Source organism: Trinickia acidisoli, from assembly GCF_017315725.1.
Taxonomy (GTDB): Bacteria; Pseudomonadota; Gammaproteobacteria; order Burkholderiales; family Burkholderiaceae; genus Trinickia; species Trinickia acidisoli.
This window is the reverse complement of record NZ_JAFLRG010000002.1, coordinates 1,737,265-1,755,147: the sequence shown is the minus strand read 5'-3', so window position 1 is coordinate 1,755,147 and position 17,883 is coordinate 1,737,265. Positions and strand designations below refer to the sequence as shown.

The following is a 17,883-nucleotide window of genomic DNA, read 5'->3' as shown; positions in this document are numbered from 1 at the left end:
TGTTTCGTGCGAATGGTTTTTTCCGTCCGTTCGCACGAAATCAGCCTGAAATAGCGTGGTTTTTGCAGAATCGGCCGTGTTCGCGGGCAGTATTTTCCAATCCTGAGATGAGTCTGAACCTGTAGGTGGTGTGGGGTTCAGGGGTCGCTGTGTCTCTATCGGAAAGCGGAAGTTGTCCACGGCCGGCACGGCGGTGGGCAACTCCCGCCCCCGGATTATGCCGTAGCCACCGGCAGCGGCTCAGGCTCGTTTGCGACGAAACGAGGCGAACAGGTTGCGGCGCATGTCCTGAAGCTGCTGGGCGGCCTGGGAGTCGGTCATGGCCATGGCAGTGTCGCTAAGGGTCTGGGCGGTGACGCCGGGCTTGAGGTACTGCTCGAAATCCGGGATCGAGCGCAGCCGGTCCCACGGCGTCATGATCCGCTCGCTCGGGTAGCTCTTGCGGATGCGCCCACGTGCATCCACCGTGTCCACGGCGAAGTAACAGGGCCGGTGGAAGTTCAGGTACGGATTGAGCGCCTGTTCGTGGAAGCGGTTGATCGCCGCGGCATGCCTCTGCGGGATGTGCCCATAGCCGATGAGCTTGCGAACGACCGCGCCGTTCTTGCACTCGGCCAGTGCGTTGTCGTTGGTCTGGCGCGGGCGTGAGCGGGTGAACTCGATGCGCAACTTCTCGAGCAGGCCAGCCACGTCGCGGTTGATGTACTCGCTACCACCGTCAGAGTGAAAGCCGCGCACCACGAACGGAAAACTCTGGAGCATCAGCGCGATGACCGGCAGCAGGTACGCCTCGCTGATGCGCTCGACAGCGGCCACGACCTCCCATTGCGTGACGATGTCCACCGCGTTGACGTGATAGACGCCCTTGACGCCGTCCTGATCGCCTTGATGGACCGTATCGATACGGATATAACCGGGCAGGCCTTCAGGCGCCGGCGCCTTCCTCACGGCGATCTGCACCGGGCTGGGCCGCGTCTTCGTCCATGTGAGGCGCCGCTGGCGGTACGCCTGGCCCGCGCGCAAGTTGTATAGGTGCGACACGGAAATGTGCGACAAGCGTTCGTAGCGCGCATCGCCATACACCTGGCAGGCCCGCCGCGCCAGCGCCCGCGTGGCCGCCCCCGAGAGCGTGTCGTGCAGGCTGTCCAGTTCGACCAGCAAGGCGACATCCTCGTCCGTGTAGCGACGTGGGAATTGGGTGCGCGTGCCGCGTTCACGCTGCTCGAGCGTGCCGCTCTCGCGGTACTGCGCAATGAGTCGAATGACGTGGGCACGTGAGTAGCCCGAGACCCGCTGCACATAGGCGAACAGCAGCCCGCGCTCACCGCGAGACCGCCGAAAATAGCCGAACCAACGCAGCGTGCGCTCAACGAACCGTCGTCGCTCAGCCTCGTCCTGAACGACGTGCAGCTCAACGTCGCAGACCCCCGCCAGGAACTCCCGGACTTGCCCGATCGTCTCCAGCCTTGTCGTATTCATGTCGATCACCATCGCGCAATGATCGACCCCTAAAACTCCCCGCTCAGACTCCTTTGCCGTTGGAATCACGCCGCCCCGCCCAGACTCCTTTGCCATTGGACAAGGCTCGGGCGCGCCGATGCCGATTTTTCGTGTAGACTGTCGCGATGGCGCAACTGTCCCAAATCTCCTCGATTGAAAACCTGCACGGCGATACGGCCCGTGTGGGTGGGCTCGCCATCGCTGGTGTCGTCGGCATTGCCGGCATCGCCATCATTACGATTACCCCCAAAACGATCACGAAAAGCTGATCGTCCGTCGTGCCCGCTCGTCTTCCCCGCGCGGTCACGCCGGGCAAGGTTGCGGGGAAGCGTCCACTCCAAGGGTTAGTCATGAACGTAGGTCTCGTAGGTTGGCGCGGCATGGTCGGCAGCGTCCTGATGCAGCGAATGCAGCAGGAAGGCGATTTCGATCTGATCGAACCGGTGTTTTTCAGCACCAGCAACGTGGGCGGAAACGCGCCGTCGTTCGCCAAGAACGAGACGAAGCTCAAAGACGCCACGAGCATCGACGATCTGAAGAAGTGCGACGTCGTCATCACCTGTCAAGGCGGCGATTACACGAACGAGGTGTTTCCGAAGCTGCGCGCCGCGGGCTGGAAGGGCTATTGGATCGATGCTGCTTCGTCGCTGCGCATGTCCGACGACGCCGTCATCATCCTCGATCCCGTCAATCTTGGCGTGATCAAGGAAGCGCTCGTGGCGGGCACGAAGAATTTCATCGGCGGCAACTGCACGGTCAGCCTCATGCTGATGGCGCTCGGCGGGCTCTTCAACGAGAATCTCGTCGATTGGATGACGGCCATGACCTATCAGGCCGCGTCGGGTGCAGGCGCGCAAAACATGCGCGAACTGCTGTCGCAAATGGGCACGCTGCACAGCGCCGTCAAGGAGCAACTGGCCGATCCCGCTTCGGCCATCCTCGACATCGACCGGCGCGTGCTCGAAACGATGAACGCCGATGCGATGCCGACGCAGCATTTCGGCGTGCCGCTCGCCGGCTCGCTGATTCCTTGGATCGACAAGGATCTCGGCAACGGCATGTCGAAGGAAGAGTGGAAGGGCGGCGCCGAGGCGAACAAGATCCTCGGCAAGCCGGCAATGGGGCAGCCCGGTTCGGTTCCCGTCGACGGCCTGTGCGTGCGTATCGGCGCGATGCGCTGCCACTCTCAAGCCATGACCATCAAGCTGAAGAAGGACGTGCCGCTCGATGAGATCAACGGTATCCTTGCGGCGGCGAACGATTGGGTCAAGGTCGTGCCGAACGAGCGCGAAGCATCGATGCGCGAATTGTCGCCGGCTGTCGTGACCGGGACGCTGTCGGTTCCCGTCGGCCGTTTGCGCAAGCTCGCGATGGGCGGGGAGTATCTGTCGGCTTTCACGGTCGGCGATCAACTTTTGTGGGGCGCGGCCGAGCCGCTGCGCCGCATGCTGCGCATCCTGCTGGAGAAGTAAGCCGCGGCGCGTGTGACGTGCGCCGTATGGAACGCTCGATTCGATGCGCTGCGTCGCGCAGTGGTTTTGCCCAGGTTCCTCACGTAAACTACGCGGTTACGACGCATAGGAACCCATGAAGGGCGTCGCTTTACCGCGACGCCTTTTTTCTTGTGCCGCAGCGAATTTTGGTCTCCCCCAAACGCCATTTCGAGGCGCGCTTGAACGCGCGTGACACCTCCATGACAACACGTTCGACGCGCTGCGTCGTCCCCCTCGCGGTCGCCTGCGCTTGGCTCGCTTGCGCATCGCCCGCCGGGGCCGCGTCGCCCGCCACCGCGGGGGCAGCCGCCTTGGCGCCCGTCGCCCAGAGCATGCCCGCCGCTTCGGCCGCGATGCAGTACACCGTCAAGCCCGGGCAGTCGCTTGCCGATATTGCCGCGGCTGCCACTCAGTCGCACGACAAGGCGGTGCTGGCTCGGGCCGCGAAATCGATCTTCGATGCCAATCCGTCGGCATTCATGCGCGGCGATCCGAGCCTATTGAAGCTCGGCGTCGTGCTGGACGTTCCCGCGCTCGATGCGACGGGGGCGGTCGTCAAGGCCGCGCCGGCGCCGGCGGCCTCCGCCAGCGCGCCAAATGCGAATCCTGTCGGCGCTGCGGCATCACAAGGCGCCGCCGTTGGCGCGAAGGCGAGCGGCGCGCCCGCGACGCAGCCGGCACCCGCACCCGGCGCGACGGCCTTGCCCGCACCGGCCAGCGCAGTCGCGGGTGCGTCAGCTGCAGCCAAGGCGGCTGCGGCAGCCGTCGCGGTTGCCCCGAAGACTGCGCCGGCGGCCGCGCCTCGCCCGCAGCCGAGTGCGCCGAGCGGTGCGAGCGGCGGGCATGCTTGGGCCGGTGCCATTCAATCGGCACCGGCAACTGCGGCGCCGGCGAGCGGGGCGACCCAGACCCCGGCTGGCGCTGTCGGGGCGTCAGCCGGCGTCGCGGCGTCGGGGAGCGTGAACGCTTCGTCGCCGACGGTCGCATCCGGTGGAACCGCAGCGAGCGCGGGGGCAGCGGCGTCCGCATCCACGGCCGTCGTGACGAGTGCGCCGAGGCCCACCGTTACGACATCGTCCGTGGCAACGCCGGCCGTTGCGGCCTCGCATCCAAAGGTCACAAGTCTCCAGCAATTACTTGCACTCAAGAATCGCGTGTTGATGGAGCTGCAGCAGCATGGCGTCGGAGCCCCTTCGATGGGGCATCCCGCGGCATCGGGCAGTGCGCCGCCGGTCGCCGCTTCCGGTTTCTCGGCGCCGCCGCCGGCGTCGGGCGTGGCCGCCGCGTCCGCTCCGGGGCGCTCGCGTGCCGGAGCCGCCGCCAATCGACGTTTCATCGGCATCGGCGGCTATGGCTTCAGCCTGGCGCGCAACGATATTCCGGCTGTCGCCGCCATTGCCGCCGCCATCGTGGCGGCACTGCTCGTGTTGCTCGGCGCGCTCGGCATCAGCCGTCGCCGTCGCCCTGTGCCGCCGGTTGGCGGTTTGACCAACGGCTCCGCGACGGGTGCCGCTTCGCCCGCGCAGGGCGCGGACGCCGCTCAGACGTCGCTTGCCCCCGCCGCGACGGCGGATGACCCGGTCGAGGCCGAATTCTTGGCGATCCTCGCGCGCGCCCCGTCGAGCAAACGCGCGCTGATGGGGCTCGCCGGGCATTACGCCGAACGCAAGAACGTGCGAGGCTTCGACGAAATCGCCCAGCGCATCTACCGCCTTTCGGGCGGACGCGGCCCGAATTGGATTCACGTCGCGTCGATCGGACGTCAACTCGACCCGGACAATCCTCTGTTCGCGCTCGAAGCCGGCGAAGGCGAGGAGGATGCTTTGACCGGGGCCGACGAACCCGGTACGCCCGCCGAGCCGTCCTCCGAGACGAGTCCCGCGGCGGCGGCGCTGGACGACGGCGCATCGACCGAAACCGCCGCGCGCGCAGCGTCGCCGGCTGTCGAAGCCGCGCCTTCGATCGAGCTCGTGCCGCCTGAGACGGTTGCCCCGCACGCCCCGGCGGTGGAGGAGGAACCCCAAACAGCGCACCCGGGCCGGCCGGGATCGCACGAAACGGCTGTATTCGAGGCCACGCCCGCAGCCGAAGCCACCGGCGTGCCGGGGAGCGAGGCGACGCTGCCTCCGGAGGCGATCGCAGCGCTGGGTGATCTCGATCTGGGTTTGCCGCCGCGCATCGGCCCGGCGGTTGAAGGCGGCGCCTACCCTACAGAGCGAGCGGGCGAGCCGGAGCACGAAGCGGCCGAACCGGCGGCCGGTTCGGCTGCGAGCATCGATGGGGCCGCGCATGTCGCGCCGACGGACGCCCCCATTGAGCATGCCGAGCCGAGCGAGCGCGTTGATTTTCAAGCGCGGGCGAGCGCGATGCCCGCCGTCTACCCCGGGGTGTCTGGACTGGGCGCTGCGCCGGTCGGCCGCCTCGATCTCTCGTTCGACCTCGATTTGCCGGGCGCGGCCGCGAGCGAGCGCGGGGGCGAGCACGCCGACGCCGCGCCGCAGCCGCAATTCACCCCCGAGCAGCTTGCACGGATTGCCCGCAACAAGCTCGATCTGGCGACGGAGTACATTGCGCTCGGCGATCTGGGTGGCGCTCGCACGCTGATTCACGAAGTGATCGAGTCGAGCGACGCGGCGACGCACGACGACGCGCACGCGCTTCTCGCGACGCTCGCGCCGCTTTCCTGACGCCCGCTGACATGCGCATCGCTCTCGGCATTCAGTACGACGGCACGGCGTTTTGCGGCTGGCAGTCGCAACCGCATGGCAAGACCGTGCAAGACGCGCTCGAACGGGCGCTGGCCGATTTCGCCTGCAAGCCGTTGCATACGGTCGTGGCGGGGCGCACGGACACGGGCGTGCATGGGCTCGGGCAGGTCGTTCATTTCGACACGGACCTCGATCGCCAGGATTTTTCGTGGGTGCGCGGCACGAACGCATTCTTGCCGCCGAGCGTGGCCGTGACGTGGGCCAAGCAGATGCCCGACGATTTCCACGCCCGCTTTGCCGCCTTCGAGCGCACCTATTACTACGTGCTCTATGTCAACGCCGTGCGCTCGCCGATGTTGACCGGCCGCGCCGGGTGGATTCACACGCCGCTCGATCTCGATGCCATGCGCGCCGCGGCGCAATGCTTGATCGGCGAGCACGACTTTTCGGCGTTTCGTTCGTCCGAGTGCCAGGCGAAAACGCCGATCAAGCATCTCTATCGAATCGACATCCGGCAGGCCGACGATTTGATCCATTTTCGCTTTCGGGCGAACGCGTTTCTGCATCATATGGTGCGCAACCTGATGGGCTGCCTCGTGGCCGTGGGCCGAGGGCGCCATCCCGTGTCGTGGATGGCAGACGTACTGGCAAGCCGCGATCGCGATTGCGCCGCGCCAACCTTCATGCCGGAGGGCCTTTACCTGGCCCATGTCGGCTACCCCGAGGCCTATGCGGTGCCGCCCGCGCCCCTCGGCAGTGTGCCTTGGAGCGGCATTTGGAGCGAGTGAGCCCATGACCCACGCTGTCCCCGTTTCTCAAGCCATCTCGCAAGCCATCGGCCCGATTTCCCGGCGTACGCGCATCAAGCTTTGCGGCTTGTCGCGCCGCGCGGACGTCGAGCTGGCCGTCGAACTTGGCGCCGATGCGATCGGCCTCGTTTTTTATCCGCCGAGCCCGCGTTCGGTCGGCGTTGCCGAAGCCATCGATCTCGCCGGCGGGCTACCGCCGTTCGTCTCCGTCGTCGGCCTCTTCGTGAATCCGACCGCGGCGTGGGTCGGCGAAGTGACGAGCAATGTGGCGTTGACGATGCTGCAGTTCCACGGCGATGAAACGCCCGCGCAGTGCGAGCAGCTTGCGAGCGTCGCGGGGCTGCCGTGGCTGCGTGCCTTGCGCATCGGGGCGGATATGCGGCCTGCCGATTTGGTAGAATCGGCCCTTAACTATTCGACAGCCGGCGGCTTGCTCTTCGACACGCTCGTGGAAGGCTATGGCGGCGGCGGGAAGATATTCGATTGGTCACTTATTCCAGCAGAGCTCGCGCGTCGGGCCGTTTTGAGTGGTGGGTTGAACGCGCAAAACGTCGGTGACGCCATTCGGCGCGTGCGCCCCTACGCGGTCGATGTCTCGAGCGGCATCGAAGTAGCGGGCGCCAAGGGCGTGAAAGATCCCGCCCGAATGGCGGCGTTCGTGCGCGCGGTGCGCGAGGCGGACGCCGGGTGACAAAGCCAAGGCGGCGGGCTTGCCAATAGGCGCCTCGCCGCCGCTGCGAAGAGTTCTGACCATGTACAACCTTCCTGATCAACGGGGCCACTTCGGCCCATACGGCGGCACGTTCGTCGCCGAAACGCTCGTTCATGCCCTGGACGAGTTGCGCCTCGCCTACGAGAAGTACAGCCAAGATCCCGATTTCATCGCCGAGTATCAGCACGAGCTGAAGTATTTCGTCGGCCGTCCGTCGCCGGTCTATCACGCCCGACGCTGGAGCGAGCTGCTCGGCGGCGCGCAACTGTTCCTCAAGCGCGAGGATCTCAATCACACGGGCGCGCACAAGGTCAACAACGTCATCGGCCAAGCGTTGCTCGCCAAGCGCATGGGCAAGCCGCGCGTGATCGCCGAGACGGGCGCCGGCCAGCACGGCGTGGCCACCGCCACGATCGCGGCGCGCTTCGGCATGGAGTGCGTCGTCTACATGGGTGCCGAGGACGTGCGCCGGCAGGCCGCCAACGTCTATCGAATGAAGCTGCTCGGCGCCACGGTCATACCCGTCGAATCGGGTTCGCGCACGCTCAAGGACGCGTTGAACGAAGCGATGCGCGACTGGGTGACGAACGTCGAAAGCACGTTCTACATCATCGGCACCGTTGCGGGCCCGCATCCGTATCCGATGATGGTCCGCGATTTTCAACGCGTGATCGGCGACGAATGCCGCGTGCAGATGCCTGAACTCACGGGCCGGCAGCCTGACATGGTGATCGCCTGCGTCGGCGGGGGGTCCAATGCGATGGGCATCTTCTATCCGTACATCGACGATACGGCCGTCAAGCTGGTCGGCGTCGAGGCGGCGGGCGAGGGGATCGAAACGGGGCACCACGCCGCTTCGCTGATCGGCGGCAGCCCCGGCGTGCTGCACGGCAATCGCACCTACCTGCTGCAGGACGAAAACGGCCAGATCATCGAGACGCATTCGATTTCGGCGGGCCTCGACTATCCCGGCGTCGGCCCCGAGCACGCGTGGCTGAAGGACAGCGGCCGTGCGCAATACGTCGGCATCACCGACGACGAAGCGCTCAAGGCGTTCCACGACTGCTGCCGGATCGAGGGCATCATCCCCGCGCTCGAATCGAGTCACGCGCTTGCGTATGCGGCCAAGATCGCGCCGACGCTGCCGCGCGACACGCATTTGCTCGTCAACCTTTCGGGCCGCGGCGACAAGGATATGCACACAGTCGCCGAACGCTCGGGCCTTGCGCTCTGAGCCCGATCGGCAATGCGTGATCTCATCGACGAATTCGACGCACCGCAGGCCGCGGCCGCCGGCGGCGCGCTCGGCAGCACGAGTGCGCCGCGCCTGCCCATCGATTTGCGCAACCGCGATTTTCTGGAAGATGCGCAAACGGTGCCCGACGGCTCGGTCGACCTGATCGTCGCCGATCCGCCTTATGGGCTCGGCAAGGACTACGGCAACGATTCCGACATGCGCTCGGGCGAAGATTTTCTCGTCTGGACGCGGTGTTGGCTCGATCTGGCCATCCCTAAGCTGAAGGCAAGCGGTTCGCTCTACGTCTTCTGCACCTGGCAGTACGCGCCGGAGATATTCTCGTTCCTGAAGACGAAGCTCACGATGGTCAACGAGATCATCTGGGACCGTCGCGTGCCCAGCATGGGCGGGACGACGCGCCGCTTCACGTCCGTACACGACAACATCGGGTTTTTCGCGGTATCGAAGGATTATTACTTCGATCTCGATCCCGTTCGAATCCCGTACGACGCGGCGACGAAGAAGGCGCGTTCGCGCAAGCTGTTCGAGGGCAGCAAGTGGCTCGAGGTCGGCTACAACCCGAAGGATGTGTGGTCGGTGTCGCGGCTGCATCGCCAGCATGCCGAGCGCGTCGATCACCCGACGCAAAAGCCGCTGGAAATCGTCGAGCGAATGGTGTTGTCGAGCTGCCCGCCCGGCGGCCGTGTCCTCGACCCATTCATGGGGAGTGGCACGACTGCGGCGGCTTGCGCGCGGCATGGGCGCGGGTTCGTCGGTTATGAGATCAATGAAAATTACTGCGCGATCGCGCGCGAGCGCGTGGCCGCCATCAGCGGCGCACCGCTCGACGCGCCCGCCGTCGCCTCGTAAGGGCACGGCGCAACGCACTTATCGGTAGAGAAGACACCATGTCCCGTATCGAACAAACATTCGCGGCGCTGGCCGCACGAAACAAGAAAGGGTTGATTCCGTTCATCACGGCCGGCTACCCGGACCCGGCGCGCACGGTCGAATTCATGCATGCGCTCGTGGCCGGCGGCGCCGACGTCATCGAGCTCGGCGTGCCGTTCTCGGACCCGATGGCCGACGGCCCCGTGGTCCAGCGCTCGTCGGAGCGCGCGCTCGCGCACGGCGTGACGTTGAAGCACGTGATCGCCGACGTGAAGCGGTTCCGCGAGCAGGATGCGAAGACGCCGGTCGTACTGATGGGCTACGCCAATCCGATCGAGCGCATGGGCGTCGATGCCTTTGCCGCCGCGGCTGCCGAAGCGGGCGTCGACGGTGTGCTGACGGTCGATTACCCGCCCGAGGAATCGTCGGAGTTCGCTCAGCGCTTGCGCGCGGTGGGCATCGATCCGATCTTCCTGCTCGCGCCTACCTCAACCGACGAGCGCATTGCGGCGGTTGGCAAAGCGGCGAGCGGCTACATCTACTACGTGTCGCTCAAAGGGGTGACGGGCGCCGCAAATCTGGACGTTTCCAACATCGCGAGTAAAATCCCGGCCATCAAGTCGCAAGTGCAGTTGCCTATCGGGGTCGGATTCGGGATCCGGGACGCCTCGACGGCACGCGCAGTGGGCGAGGTGGCCGATGCCGTCGTGATCGGCAGCCGTCTGGTGCAATTGCTCGAAGAGGAGCCGCCGCAGACGGCCGCCACGGCGCTGACGCGCTTCGTCGCCGAGATTCGCCAGGCGCTCGACGGCGCCTGACGCGGGACGCTGTTCGACGCTCCACGCGCCGGCCTTCGGGCCGGCGTTGGATGACGAGCGGCCTGCGCGCGGCGTGCGCAAGAAACAACACCATTTGAAGGAACAACGATGAGCTGGCTCGACAAACTGCTGCCGCCCAAGATCAAACAGACCGACCCGAAAAGCCGCAAGGGCATTCCCGAGGGGCTTTGGGTCAAGTGTCCGTCGTGCGAGGCCGTGCTTTATCGCAACGACGTCGAGGCGAATCTGCATGTTTGTCCGAAATGCAGCCATCACATGCGCATCGGTGCGCGCGCTCGTTTGGATGCGCTGCTCGACGCCGAAGGCCGCTACGAGATCGGACAGGAAATCGTCCCTGTCGACGCGCTCAAATTCAAGGACAGCCGGAAGTATCCCGAGCGCTTGAAGGACGCGATGGACGAAACCGGCGAAACCGATGCGATGGTGGTCATGGGCGGTGCGATCCATACGCTGCCCGTCGTCGTCGCCTGCTTCGAATTCGCGTTCATGGGCGGATCGATGGGCTCGGTCGTCGGTGAGCGCTTCGCGCGTGGCGCGCAAAATGCGCTCGAACAGCAAGTGCCGTTCATTTGCTTCACCGCTTCGGGCGGCGCGCGGATGCAGGAGAGCCTGCTTTCGCTGATGCAGATGGCGAAGACGACGGCCATGCTGACGAAGCTCTCCGACGCGAAGCTGCCGTTCATCTCCGTGCTGACGGACCCGACGATGGGTGGGGTGTCCGCGAGCTTCGCGTTCCTCGGCGACGTGGTGATCGCCGAGCCGAAGGCGCTGATCGGCTTTGCGGGCCCGCGCGTGATCGAGCAAACCGTGCGCGAGAAGCTGCCCGAAGGCTTCCAGCGCGCCGAGTTTCTGGTGCAAAAGGGTGCGATCGACATGATCGTCGACCGTCGCAAGCTGCGCGAGGAAGTGGCGCGGCTCATCGCGTTGCTCACGCGCCAGCCCGCGGACGCCGTCGCCTAAACCGTCGCCTAAACGTTAAATGCTGCTCTCATGCGGGACGGCCCGCGGTTTCGGATGACCACTTTTTCTTCCCTCGACGCCTGGCTCGCGCATCTCGAGTCGGCGCATCCGGTCGGCATCGACATGGGGCTCACGCGCATCCGGAAGGTAAAGGATGCGCTGGGGCTCGAACTCGGCTGCCCTGTCATCACAGTGGGCGGCACGAACGGCAAGGGCTCGACGTGCGCGATGCTCGAGTCGATCCTGCGTGCCGCGGGCTACCACGTTGGTTGCCACACCTCGCCGCACTTGCTCGCGTTCAATGAGCGCGCACGCATCGACAGCCAAAATGCGACCGACGACGAACTGCTGCCTCATTTCGAGGCGGTGGAAGCGGCCCGCACGAGCTTGCCCGAGCCGGTGACGCTGACGTACTTCGAATTCACGACGCTCGCGATCCTGCACTTGTTCGCGTCGCGCGGGCTCGACGCAGTGATTCTCGAGGTCGGACTCGGAGGGCGGCTCGATGCCGTCAACATCATCGACGCCGATTGCGCGATCGTAACGAGCATCGACATCGATCACACCGAGTATCTCGGCGATACGCGCGAGAAGATCGCCTACGAGAAGGCCGGCATCTTCCGTCCGGGCCGGCCGGCCATTTGTGCCGATCCCGCTCCGCCGCAGACGCTGATCGATCATGCACAGGCGATCGGTGCAGACCTCCGGTTGTTCGGGCGTGATTTTCGATACGAAGGCCAAGCGGGCAGCGAGCGGCAGCAGTGGAGCTACGTCGGCCCCACGTTGCGGCGCTCTGCGCTGGCCTATCCGGCACTGCGCGGCGCCAATCAGCTCATCAATACGACGGCGGCGCTGGCCGCGCTCGAGGCGTTGCGCGATCGTCTGCCCGTGTCCGCACAAGACGTACGGCTCGGCCTTGCCAACGTCGAACTGCCCGGGCGTTTCCAGGTGCTGCCGGGCAGGCCCGCGGTCGTGCTCGACGTGGGGCACAACCCGCATGCGGCGGCCGTCCTTGCCCAGAATTTGGGCGGCATGGGCTTTTTCCGCTACACGTACGCCGTGTTCGGCGCGATGCGCGACAAGGACATCGAAGGTGTCGTCAAGCATTTGAAAGGCGAGATCGATCACTGGTGCGTGACCGATTTGCCGCTGGGGCGCGCCGCCTCGGCCGAGGCGTTGGAAAAGACTTTGCGCGCTGTCGGTGTGGAAAGCGGGCCCGACGGCGGCATCCAGCGCTTCGCTTCGCCGGCCGAGGCGTTTCAAGACGCGCTGAGCCGCGCGACAGAGGATGATAGAATCGTGGTTTTCGGCAGTTTCTATACGGTGGCTGGCGTGATGGCCTACCGTAAGTCGCGGCAACATTGATCGACGCGCGCCAGAAGCGCGCGCCGCCCCCCTCGAACTCAGCGATTCATGGGATTTTTCTCGTTCGGCAAGAAAGACGATGCCCCGCGCCGGCGGAGCGCCGGCACAAGATCCACGCGTAGCGGGGGAGCGTCGTCCGAAGTGCGCGAGGCACGGCGCAGCCGCCGCAGCGAGCGAGCCGGCGATGCCGATGCCATGCTGCTCGATCCGACGTTGCCCGAAAAGCAGCGCGCGCGCCGGCGTCTCGTCGGTGCGATCGCGCTCGTGGTGGCTGCGATCGTTGTCTTGCCGATGGTGCTCGATTCGCACCCGAAGCCGGTGACCGACGACATCGCAATCGACATCCCGAATCGTCCCGCGACCGTGCCGTCGCGAGCGGACGACGATCACGCCGACGATACGCAAACCGGTGTCGTGCCTGATCAAGCCGATGCGGGCAACGTTGCCGCGGGCTCGGGCACCGCAGTGGCTGGGATTGCCTCTGCACCGGCCCCCGCCACCCTGCAGTCGCCGGCCAACGCGGCGCCTCTCGCTGCGCAAGGCAAATCCAAGCAAGCGGAAGCGAAGCAAGCCCCGGCCAAGCAAACGCAGTCGGGCGCTACGGCAACGCAAGCGGCGCGTACGAGCGCGTCGCCGCCGGCTAAAGCGAGTCCCGTTCCCGCGCCCGGTTCGGCCGACGCCGATTCCGGCACACCCGCTGCGCCGCCGGGCGCGCGGTTTGCCGTGCAATTGGGTGTGTTTGCCGACGACGCAAGCGCGCGCGCTTGGGAAACGAAGCTCAAAGCCGCGGGCGTGCCCGCATACATCGAACATCGCCAGCAGGCCGACGGTAAGACGCGGACGTTGCTGCGGGCCGGTCCGTTCGTCGATCGCGCAGCCGCATCGGCCGCGATCGCGAAAGTGCGCGACGCCGGCTTGACGGCGAACGCGGGCAACGCGGCACAGTGACGGCCCGATGCTGACAGCATTCGATTACGCCGTGCTCGCCGTCATCGGCCTATCGGCCCTGCGCGGCGCGTGGCGCGGCTTATTGTCGGAAGTATTCGGATTGATCGGCTGGGTCGTGGCTTTTTTTGTGGCCTGCCGCTACGTGCAGCTTCTGGTGCCCTATATTCCAAGCGACTGGCCCGGCGGCGCGCTGACGCAGTGGCTGCTGGCCTTCGCAGCGATCATGGTCGGTGTCGTGCTCGTCGCGAGTGTCGTCAACGCCTTGATCGCGCGGCTCGTTGTCGTTACCGGTCTTGGCGGTGTGGATCGGTCGCTCGGTTTGTTGTTCGGCATCGTGCGCGGCGTGGTATGCGTGCTGCTGCTCGTGGCGCTGGCAGGTCTGACCGAGTTGCCGAAGCAAGAATTTTGGCGCAACGCGCTGCTGCGGCCTTATGCCGAGCAGGGCGTGCGTGATTTGAAGCCTCTGCTTCCGCCCGCGCTTGCCGCGTACGTTCGCGTGTGAGGCGCGTGTGTCGGCCGCACGGCCGGCGCCCATGTTTTCGTATCCTTGAAGGACCCTGCCATGTGCGGCATCGTAGGCGTAGTCTCCCATTCCCCGGTCAATCAGTTGCTTTACGACAGCCTCCTGCTATTGCAGCATCGAGGCCAGGACGCAGCCGGCATCGCGACAGCGAACGGCAGCACATTCCACATGCACAAGGCCAACGGCATGGTGCGCGACGTATTCCGCACGCGTAACATGCGCAGCTTGCCCGGTACCATGGGCATCGGCCAGGTACGCTATCCGACGGCCGGCTCGGCGTCGAGCGAAGAGGAAGCGCAACCGTTCTACGTGAACGCGCCGTTCGGCATCATCCTCGCGCATAACGGCAATCTCACGAACTGGCAGCAGCTCAAAGACGAGATGTTCCGCATCGATCGTCGCCACGTGAACACGGATTCGGATACCGAGGTGCTGCTCAACGTGCTCGCGCACGAGATGCAATTGGCCAGTTCGGGGCTGCAACTCGAACCCACTACGGTGTTCAAGGCCGTTGCCGGTGTGCATCGCCGCGTGCGCGGTTCGTACGCGATCGTTTCGCTGATCGCCGGTTATGGGTTGCTCGCGTTCCGCGATCCGTTCGGCATTCGCCCGCTTTGCATCGGCAAACATGAAACGGAGCACGGCGTCGAGTGGATCGTCGCGTCGGAATCGGTGGCCGTCGAGGGGATCGGCTTCGATTTCGTGCGCGACGTGGCGCCCGGCGAAGCGATCTTCATCGACAACGAAGGGCATCTGCACAGCCAGCAGTGCGCCGATACGCCGAGCCTGAACCCCTGCATCTTCGAATACGTTTATCTCGCGCGTCCCGATTCGGTGCTCGACGGCGTTTCCGTCTACAACGTGCGCTTGCGCATGGGCGATTACCTCGCGGAGAAGATCAAGCGCGTGCTGCCCGGCGTGCCTATCGACGTCGTCATGCCGATTCCCGATTCGTCGCGCCCGGCGGCGATGCAAGTGGCGGCCAAGCTCGGCGTCGAATATCGCGAAGGGTTCTTCAAGAACCGCTACGTAGGCCGCACGTTCATCATGCCGGGGCAGGCGGTGCGCAAGAAATCGGTCCGTCAGAAGCTCAATGCGATGACGATCGAGTTCAAGGACAAAAACGTATTGATCGTCGACGATTCGATCGTGCGCGGCACGACCTCGCACGAGATCGTGCAGATGGCGCGCGATGCGGGCGCGAAGCGCGTGATCTTCGCGTCGGCGGCGCCGCCCGTGAAATTCCCGAACGTGTACGGCATCGATATGCCGACGCGTAGCGAGCTCGTTGCCTACGGCCGTACCGATGAAGACGTCGCCAAGATCATCGGCGCCGATCATCTCGTCTATCAGGACGTCGACGCGCTCAAGCAAGCCGTGAACGACATCAATCCCGCGCTGTCGCACTTCGAGGCGTCGTGCTTCGATGGCGACTACATCACCGGCGACATCACTTCGCAGTACCTCGACGCGATCGAGCGTGCGCGGCTTTCGCCGCAATCGCAGTCGGAGCGCGATTTCGCGGGCGATGTCGTAGACGGCACGGTGACGCGCTCGCAGCTTCATCTGCAGTTGTCGGTCGAATAAGGCACGGCGCGTTGGGTTCCAGCGCGCACGCGCCGGGGCTGGCGTGCTACTATGCCGCTCAGCGTCGATTTGAATTCAGCTTGCGGACGCGGGGCGACCCAAAACAGCTAAAGCGAAGGACGGCGGCCACGCCGTCCGACGCCGAAACGGCCCCGCACACGAAGCCCGCTTTTGCCGACGCGAAGCGGGCTTTTTGCTGGCCGCCGTTTGTGCGGTTGCTGGCTTAGGGACGGCGTCGAACGCCTAAGGCATCAGGACTATGGACGACTCTTTGAATTTCGATACGCTCGCGGTGCGCACGGGCACGCTGCGGACCGACTACAACGAGCACTCGGAAGCGCTCTTTCTCACGTCGAGCTTTTGCTTTACGAGCGCAGCCGAAGCAGCCGAGCGATTCAAGCATTCCGAGGAGTACTACACGTACTCGCGCTTCACGAACCCCACCGTTACGATGTTTCAAGAGCGTCTGGCGGCGCTCGAGGGCGGCGAGGCGTGCATCGCGACGGCATCGGGCATGAGCGCGATTTTGTCGGTGGTGATGGCGGCGCTGCAGGCCGGCGACCACATCGTCAGCTCGCGTGCGTTGTTCGGCTCGACACTCGGCATGTTCTCGCAGATCTTCGGCCGGTTCGGTATCGCGACGACCTATGTCGATCCGAACGATTTCGACGCGTGGCGCGGGGCCGTGCGGCCCGAAACGAAGCTGTTCTTCGTCGAGACGCCGTCCAATCCACTGACCGAGCTGTGCGACATCGAAGCCATCGGCAAGATCGCGAAAGCGGCCGGCGCATTGTTCGTCGTCGACAACTCGTTTTGCAGCCCGGCCGTGCAGCAGCCGTTGAAGCTTGGCGCCGACGTCGTGATGCATTCGGCGACGAAGCTCATCGACGGCCAAGGGCGTGTGCTCGGCGGCGCGCTCGTCGGCTCGCGCGCGTTCATCATGGATAAGGTGTTTCCGTTCGTGCGTACGGCGGGGCCGACGCTCTCGGCGTTCAATGCGTGGGTTCTGCTGAAGGGGCTCGAGACGCTCTCGTTGCGGGCCGAGCGTCATTCGGCCAGTGCTTTGCACGTTGCGCGCTGGCTTGAAGCGCAGCCGGGCGTCAAGCGCGTGTACTACCCGGGGCTCGAATCGCATCCGCAGTACGAGCTCGCGCGGCGCCAGCAGCGTTCGGGTGGCTCGGTGCTCGCGTTCGACGTGGTGGGCGACACGCCGGAAGAGCAGCGTGCCAACGCATGGCGTGTGATCGACGGGACCAAGCTGTGCTCGATCACGGCGAATCTTGGCGACACGCGCACGACGATCACGCATCCGGCTTCGACGACGCACAGCCGCATTACGCCTGAGGCACGTGCCGCCGCGGGGATTACCGAGGCGCTGCTGCGCATGGCGATCGGGCTCGAGGATGCGCAGGACATTTGCGATGATCTGGCGCCGGGGTTGCGGGGGTAGATGTTACTGCATCCGCGTCGCTCGCCACTGTCCGGGCGCGAGCCCGAAGCGTGGCGTGAACGCATGCGTGAAGGCGCTTTGATCGGCGAAACCCACCATCAGCGCGACATCCGCTAACGTATGGCGCGGATCGCATAGCAGCGCGAGCGCCGTGTCGAGACGAAGCCGCTGCAGATAACGATGAGGTGTCGTGCCGAACGCCTCGTCGAAGAGCTGATGGAAACGGCGTTCGCCGAGGCCGCAGTGCGCGGCGAGATCGGTGACGCGCAGAGGCTCAGATAGATGCGTGCGCAACCATTTGTCGATGCGCGCATAGTCGAGCCCCGAGGCCGGCGTTTCGACGCCGATGCTGTCGCCGAGCAAGACCGCCAAGCGCGCCGCGGTATCCCATGCCAAGCGGCGTGCCGAATGTGCCGAACCTGCCGCGCGCGCCGTGTCCTGCGCATCAGCCAGCGTACCGACTGCACGGCGATCCGCTTCCGACGTCGCATCCAGCCGGTCCATGCGTGCGGCATACGAAGCGGCATCGTGCACGATGCCGACGAGCGCATCGTTCATCGTCAACGGCAGCGCGCGCGAGAAAAAACGCTCGGGCAGCGCCAACGAAGCGCACGGTACGTCGAGCACGAGCTGCCGGTTCTCGCCGATGCCCGCGTACTCGTGGCGCGCGCCGGCGGGAATCAGCCAAGCGTGGCGCGCGTCGATGCGATGGCCGACACCGTCGACGGCCATCTCCATCGCACCGTCCACGCCGAGCACGATCTGATGGAACGTATGCACGTCGCATGCGCTGACGGCGCCGTAGTGGCGCAGCGCCAAGGCGGGCGATACGATTGCGTGCTCGTTCATCGTTATGCGGTA

General features: G+C 65.4%; 16 protein-coding genes. 14 read left to right on the top strand and 2 right to left on the bottom strand.

The features are described 5' to 3' along the window. Nucleotides 1–240 precede the first annotated feature (240 nt). Nucleotides 241–1,491 (bottom strand): integrase catalytic domain-containing protein, encoded by a 1,251-nt coding sequence (locus J3485_RS26120; RefSeq protein ID WP_206950637.1) that lies wholly within the window; start codon nt 1,489–1,491, stop codon nt 241–243. 134 nt (nt 1,492–1,625) lie between these two features. Between J3485_RS26120 and J3485_RS26115 the strand changes: the two genes are divergently transcribed. The 14 genes from J3485_RS26115 (at nt 1,626) to J3485_RS26050 (ending at nt 17,022) form a co-directional block, all read left to right on the top strand. Then, on the top strand, nt 1,626–1,769 hold the full coding sequence (locus J3485_RS26115; RefSeq protein ID WP_206957203.1) for a hypothetical protein: 144 nt from the start codon (nt 1,626–1,628) through the stop codon (nt 1,767–1,769). 81 nt (nt 1,770–1,850) lie between these two features. After that, nucleotides 1,851–2,972, top strand: coding sequence for an aspartate-semialdehyde dehydrogenase (gene asd / locus J3485_RS26110; protein WP_206957202.1), 1,122 nt, complete (start codon nt 1,851–1,853; stop codon nt 2,970–2,972). 221 nt (nt 2,973–3,193) lie between these two features. Then, the gene (locus J3485_RS26105; RefSeq protein ID WP_206957201.1) at nt 3,194–5,680 is read left to right on the top strand and encodes a FimV/HubP family polar landmark protein; all 2,487 of its coding nucleotides are present in this window, start codon (nt 3,194–3,196) and stop codon (nt 5,678–5,680) included. Nucleotides 5,681–5,691: 11 nt separating this feature from the next. Beyond that, nucleotides 5,692–6,489 carry a tRNA pseudouridine(38-40) synthase TruA gene (gene truA / locus J3485_RS26100; RefSeq protein ID WP_206957200.1) on the top strand — a complete coding sequence of 266 codons (798 nt, stop codon included), beginning with the start codon at nt 5,692–5,694 and terminating at the stop codon, nt 6,487–6,489. Between the two features lie 4 nt (nt 6,490–6,493). After that, on the top strand, nt 6,494–7,201 hold the full coding sequence (locus J3485_RS26095) for a phosphoribosylanthranilate isomerase (RefSeq protein WP_206957199.1): 708 nt from the start codon (nt 6,494–6,496) through the stop codon (nt 7,199–7,201). A 61-nt stretch (nt 7,202–7,262) separates the two neighbouring features. Continuing rightward, complete coding sequence (gene trpB / locus J3485_RS26090; protein ID WP_206957198.1) at nt 7,263–8,456, top strand: tryptophan synthase subunit beta; 1,194 nt, start codon at nt 7,263–7,265, stop codon at nt 8,454–8,456. A 12-nt stretch (nt 8,457–8,468) separates the two neighbouring features. After that, entirely contained in the window at nt 8,469–9,329 is an 861-nt protein-coding gene (locus J3485_RS26085; RefSeq protein WP_206957197.1) for a DNA-methyltransferase, read from the top strand. A gap of 38 nt (nt 9,330–9,367) precedes the next feature. After that, on the top strand, nt 9,368–10,168 hold the full coding sequence (gene trpA / locus J3485_RS26080; protein WP_206957196.1) for a tryptophan synthase subunit alpha: 801 nt from the start codon (nt 9,368–9,370) through the stop codon (nt 10,166–10,168). A gap of 108 nt (nt 10,169–10,276) precedes the next feature. Then, nucleotides 10,277–11,149, top strand: coding sequence for an acetyl-CoA carboxylase, carboxyltransferase subunit beta (gene accD / locus J3485_RS26075; protein WP_206957195.1), 873 nt, complete (start codon nt 10,277–10,279; stop codon nt 11,147–11,149). Between the two features lie 54 nt (nt 11,150–11,203). After that, on the top strand, nt 11,204–12,514 hold the full coding sequence (gene folC / locus J3485_RS26070) for a bifunctional tetrahydrofolate synthase/dihydrofolate synthase (protein WP_206957194.1): 1,311 nt from the start codon (nt 11,204–11,206) through the stop codon (nt 12,512–12,514). Between the two features lie 48 nt (nt 12,515–12,562). Then, entirely contained in the window at nt 12,563–13,462 is a 900-nt protein-coding gene (locus tag J3485_RS26065; protein ID WP_206957193.1) for an SPOR domain-containing protein, read from the top strand. Nucleotides 13,463–13,469: 7 nt separating this feature from the next. After that, entirely contained in the window at nt 13,470–13,964 is a 495-nt protein-coding gene (locus J3485_RS26060; RefSeq protein ID WP_206957192.1) for a CvpA family protein, read from the top strand. A 60-nt stretch (nt 13,965–14,024) separates the two neighbouring features. Next, nucleotides 14,025–15,572: an amidophosphoribosyltransferase gene (purF, locus tag J3485_RS26055; protein WP_206957191.1), complete on the top strand. Its 1,548-nt coding sequence runs from the start codon at nt 14,025–14,027 to the stop codon at nt 15,570–15,572. Nucleotides 15,573–15,831: 259 nt separating this feature from the next. Next, complete coding sequence (locus J3485_RS26050) at nt 15,832–17,022, top strand: O-succinylhomoserine sulfhydrylase (RefSeq protein ID WP_206957190.1); 1,191 nt, start codon at nt 15,832–15,834, stop codon at nt 17,020–17,022. Nucleotides 17,023–17,025: 3 nt separating this feature from the next. On the opposite strand, the gene J3485_RS26045 is transcribed toward J3485_RS26050, so the two are convergent. Then, nucleotides 17,026–17,871: a helix-turn-helix transcriptional regulator gene (locus J3485_RS26045; RefSeq protein ID WP_206957189.1), complete on the bottom strand. Its 846-nt coding sequence runs from the start codon at nt 17,869–17,871 to the stop codon at nt 17,026–17,028. Nucleotides 17,872–17,883 lie beyond the last annotated feature (12 nt).

Coding starts and splice junctions, on each gene's coding strand:
- J3485_RS26105 (WP_206957201.1), top strand. CDS start 3,194: ATGACAACACGTTCGACGCGCTGCGTCGTCCCCCTCGCGGTCGCCTGC.
- asd (WP_206957202.1), top strand. CDS start 1,851: ATGAACGTAGGTCTCGTAGGTTGGCGCGGCATGGTCGGCAGCGTCCTG.
- J3485_RS26085 (WP_206957197.1), top strand. CDS start 8,469: ATGCGTGATCTCATCGACGAATTCGACGCACCGCAGGCCGCGGCCGCC.
- folC (WP_206957194.1), top strand. CDS start 11,204: ATGACCACTTTTTCTTCCCTCGACGCCTGGCTCGCGCATCTCGAGTCG.
- purF (WP_206957191.1), top strand. CDS start 14,025: ATGTGCGGCATCGTAGGCGTAGTCTCCCATTCCCCGGTCAATCAGTTG.
- trpB (WP_206957198.1), top strand. CDS start 7,263: ATGTACAACCTTCCTGATCAACGGGGCCACTTCGGCCCATACGGCGGC.
- J3485_RS26050 (WP_206957190.1), top strand. CDS start 15,832: ATGGACGACTCTTTGAATTTCGATACGCTCGCGGTGCGCACGGGCACG.
- J3485_RS26060 (WP_206957192.1), top strand. CDS start 13,470: ATGCTGACAGCATTCGATTACGCCGTGCTCGCCGTCATCGGCCTATCG.
- trpA (WP_206957196.1), top strand. CDS start 9,368: ATGTCCCGTATCGAACAAACATTCGCGGCGCTGGCCGCACGAAACAAG.
- J3485_RS26115 (WP_206957203.1), top strand. CDS start 1,626: ATGGCGCAACTGTCCCAAATCTCCTCGATTGAAAACCTGCACGGCGAT.
- truA (WP_206957200.1), top strand. CDS start 5,692: ATGCGCATCGCTCTCGGCATTCAGTACGACGGCACGGCGTTTTGCGGC.
- accD (WP_206957195.1), top strand. CDS start 10,277: ATGAGCTGGCTCGACAAACTGCTGCCGCCCAAGATCAAACAGACCGAC.
- J3485_RS26120 (WP_206950637.1), bottom strand. CDS start 1,491: ATGGTGATCGACATGAATACGACAAGGCTGGAGACGATCGGGCAAGTC.
- J3485_RS26095 (WP_206957199.1), top strand. CDS start 6,494: ATGACCCACGCTGTCCCCGTTTCTCAAGCCATCTCGCAAGCCATCGGC.
- J3485_RS26045 (WP_206957189.1), bottom strand. CDS start 17,871: ATGAACGAGCACGCAATCGTATCGCCCGCCTTGGCGCTGCGCCACTAC.
- J3485_RS26065 (WP_206957193.1), top strand. CDS start 12,563: ATGGGATTTTTCTCGTTCGGCAAGAAAGACGATGCCCCGCGCCGGCGG.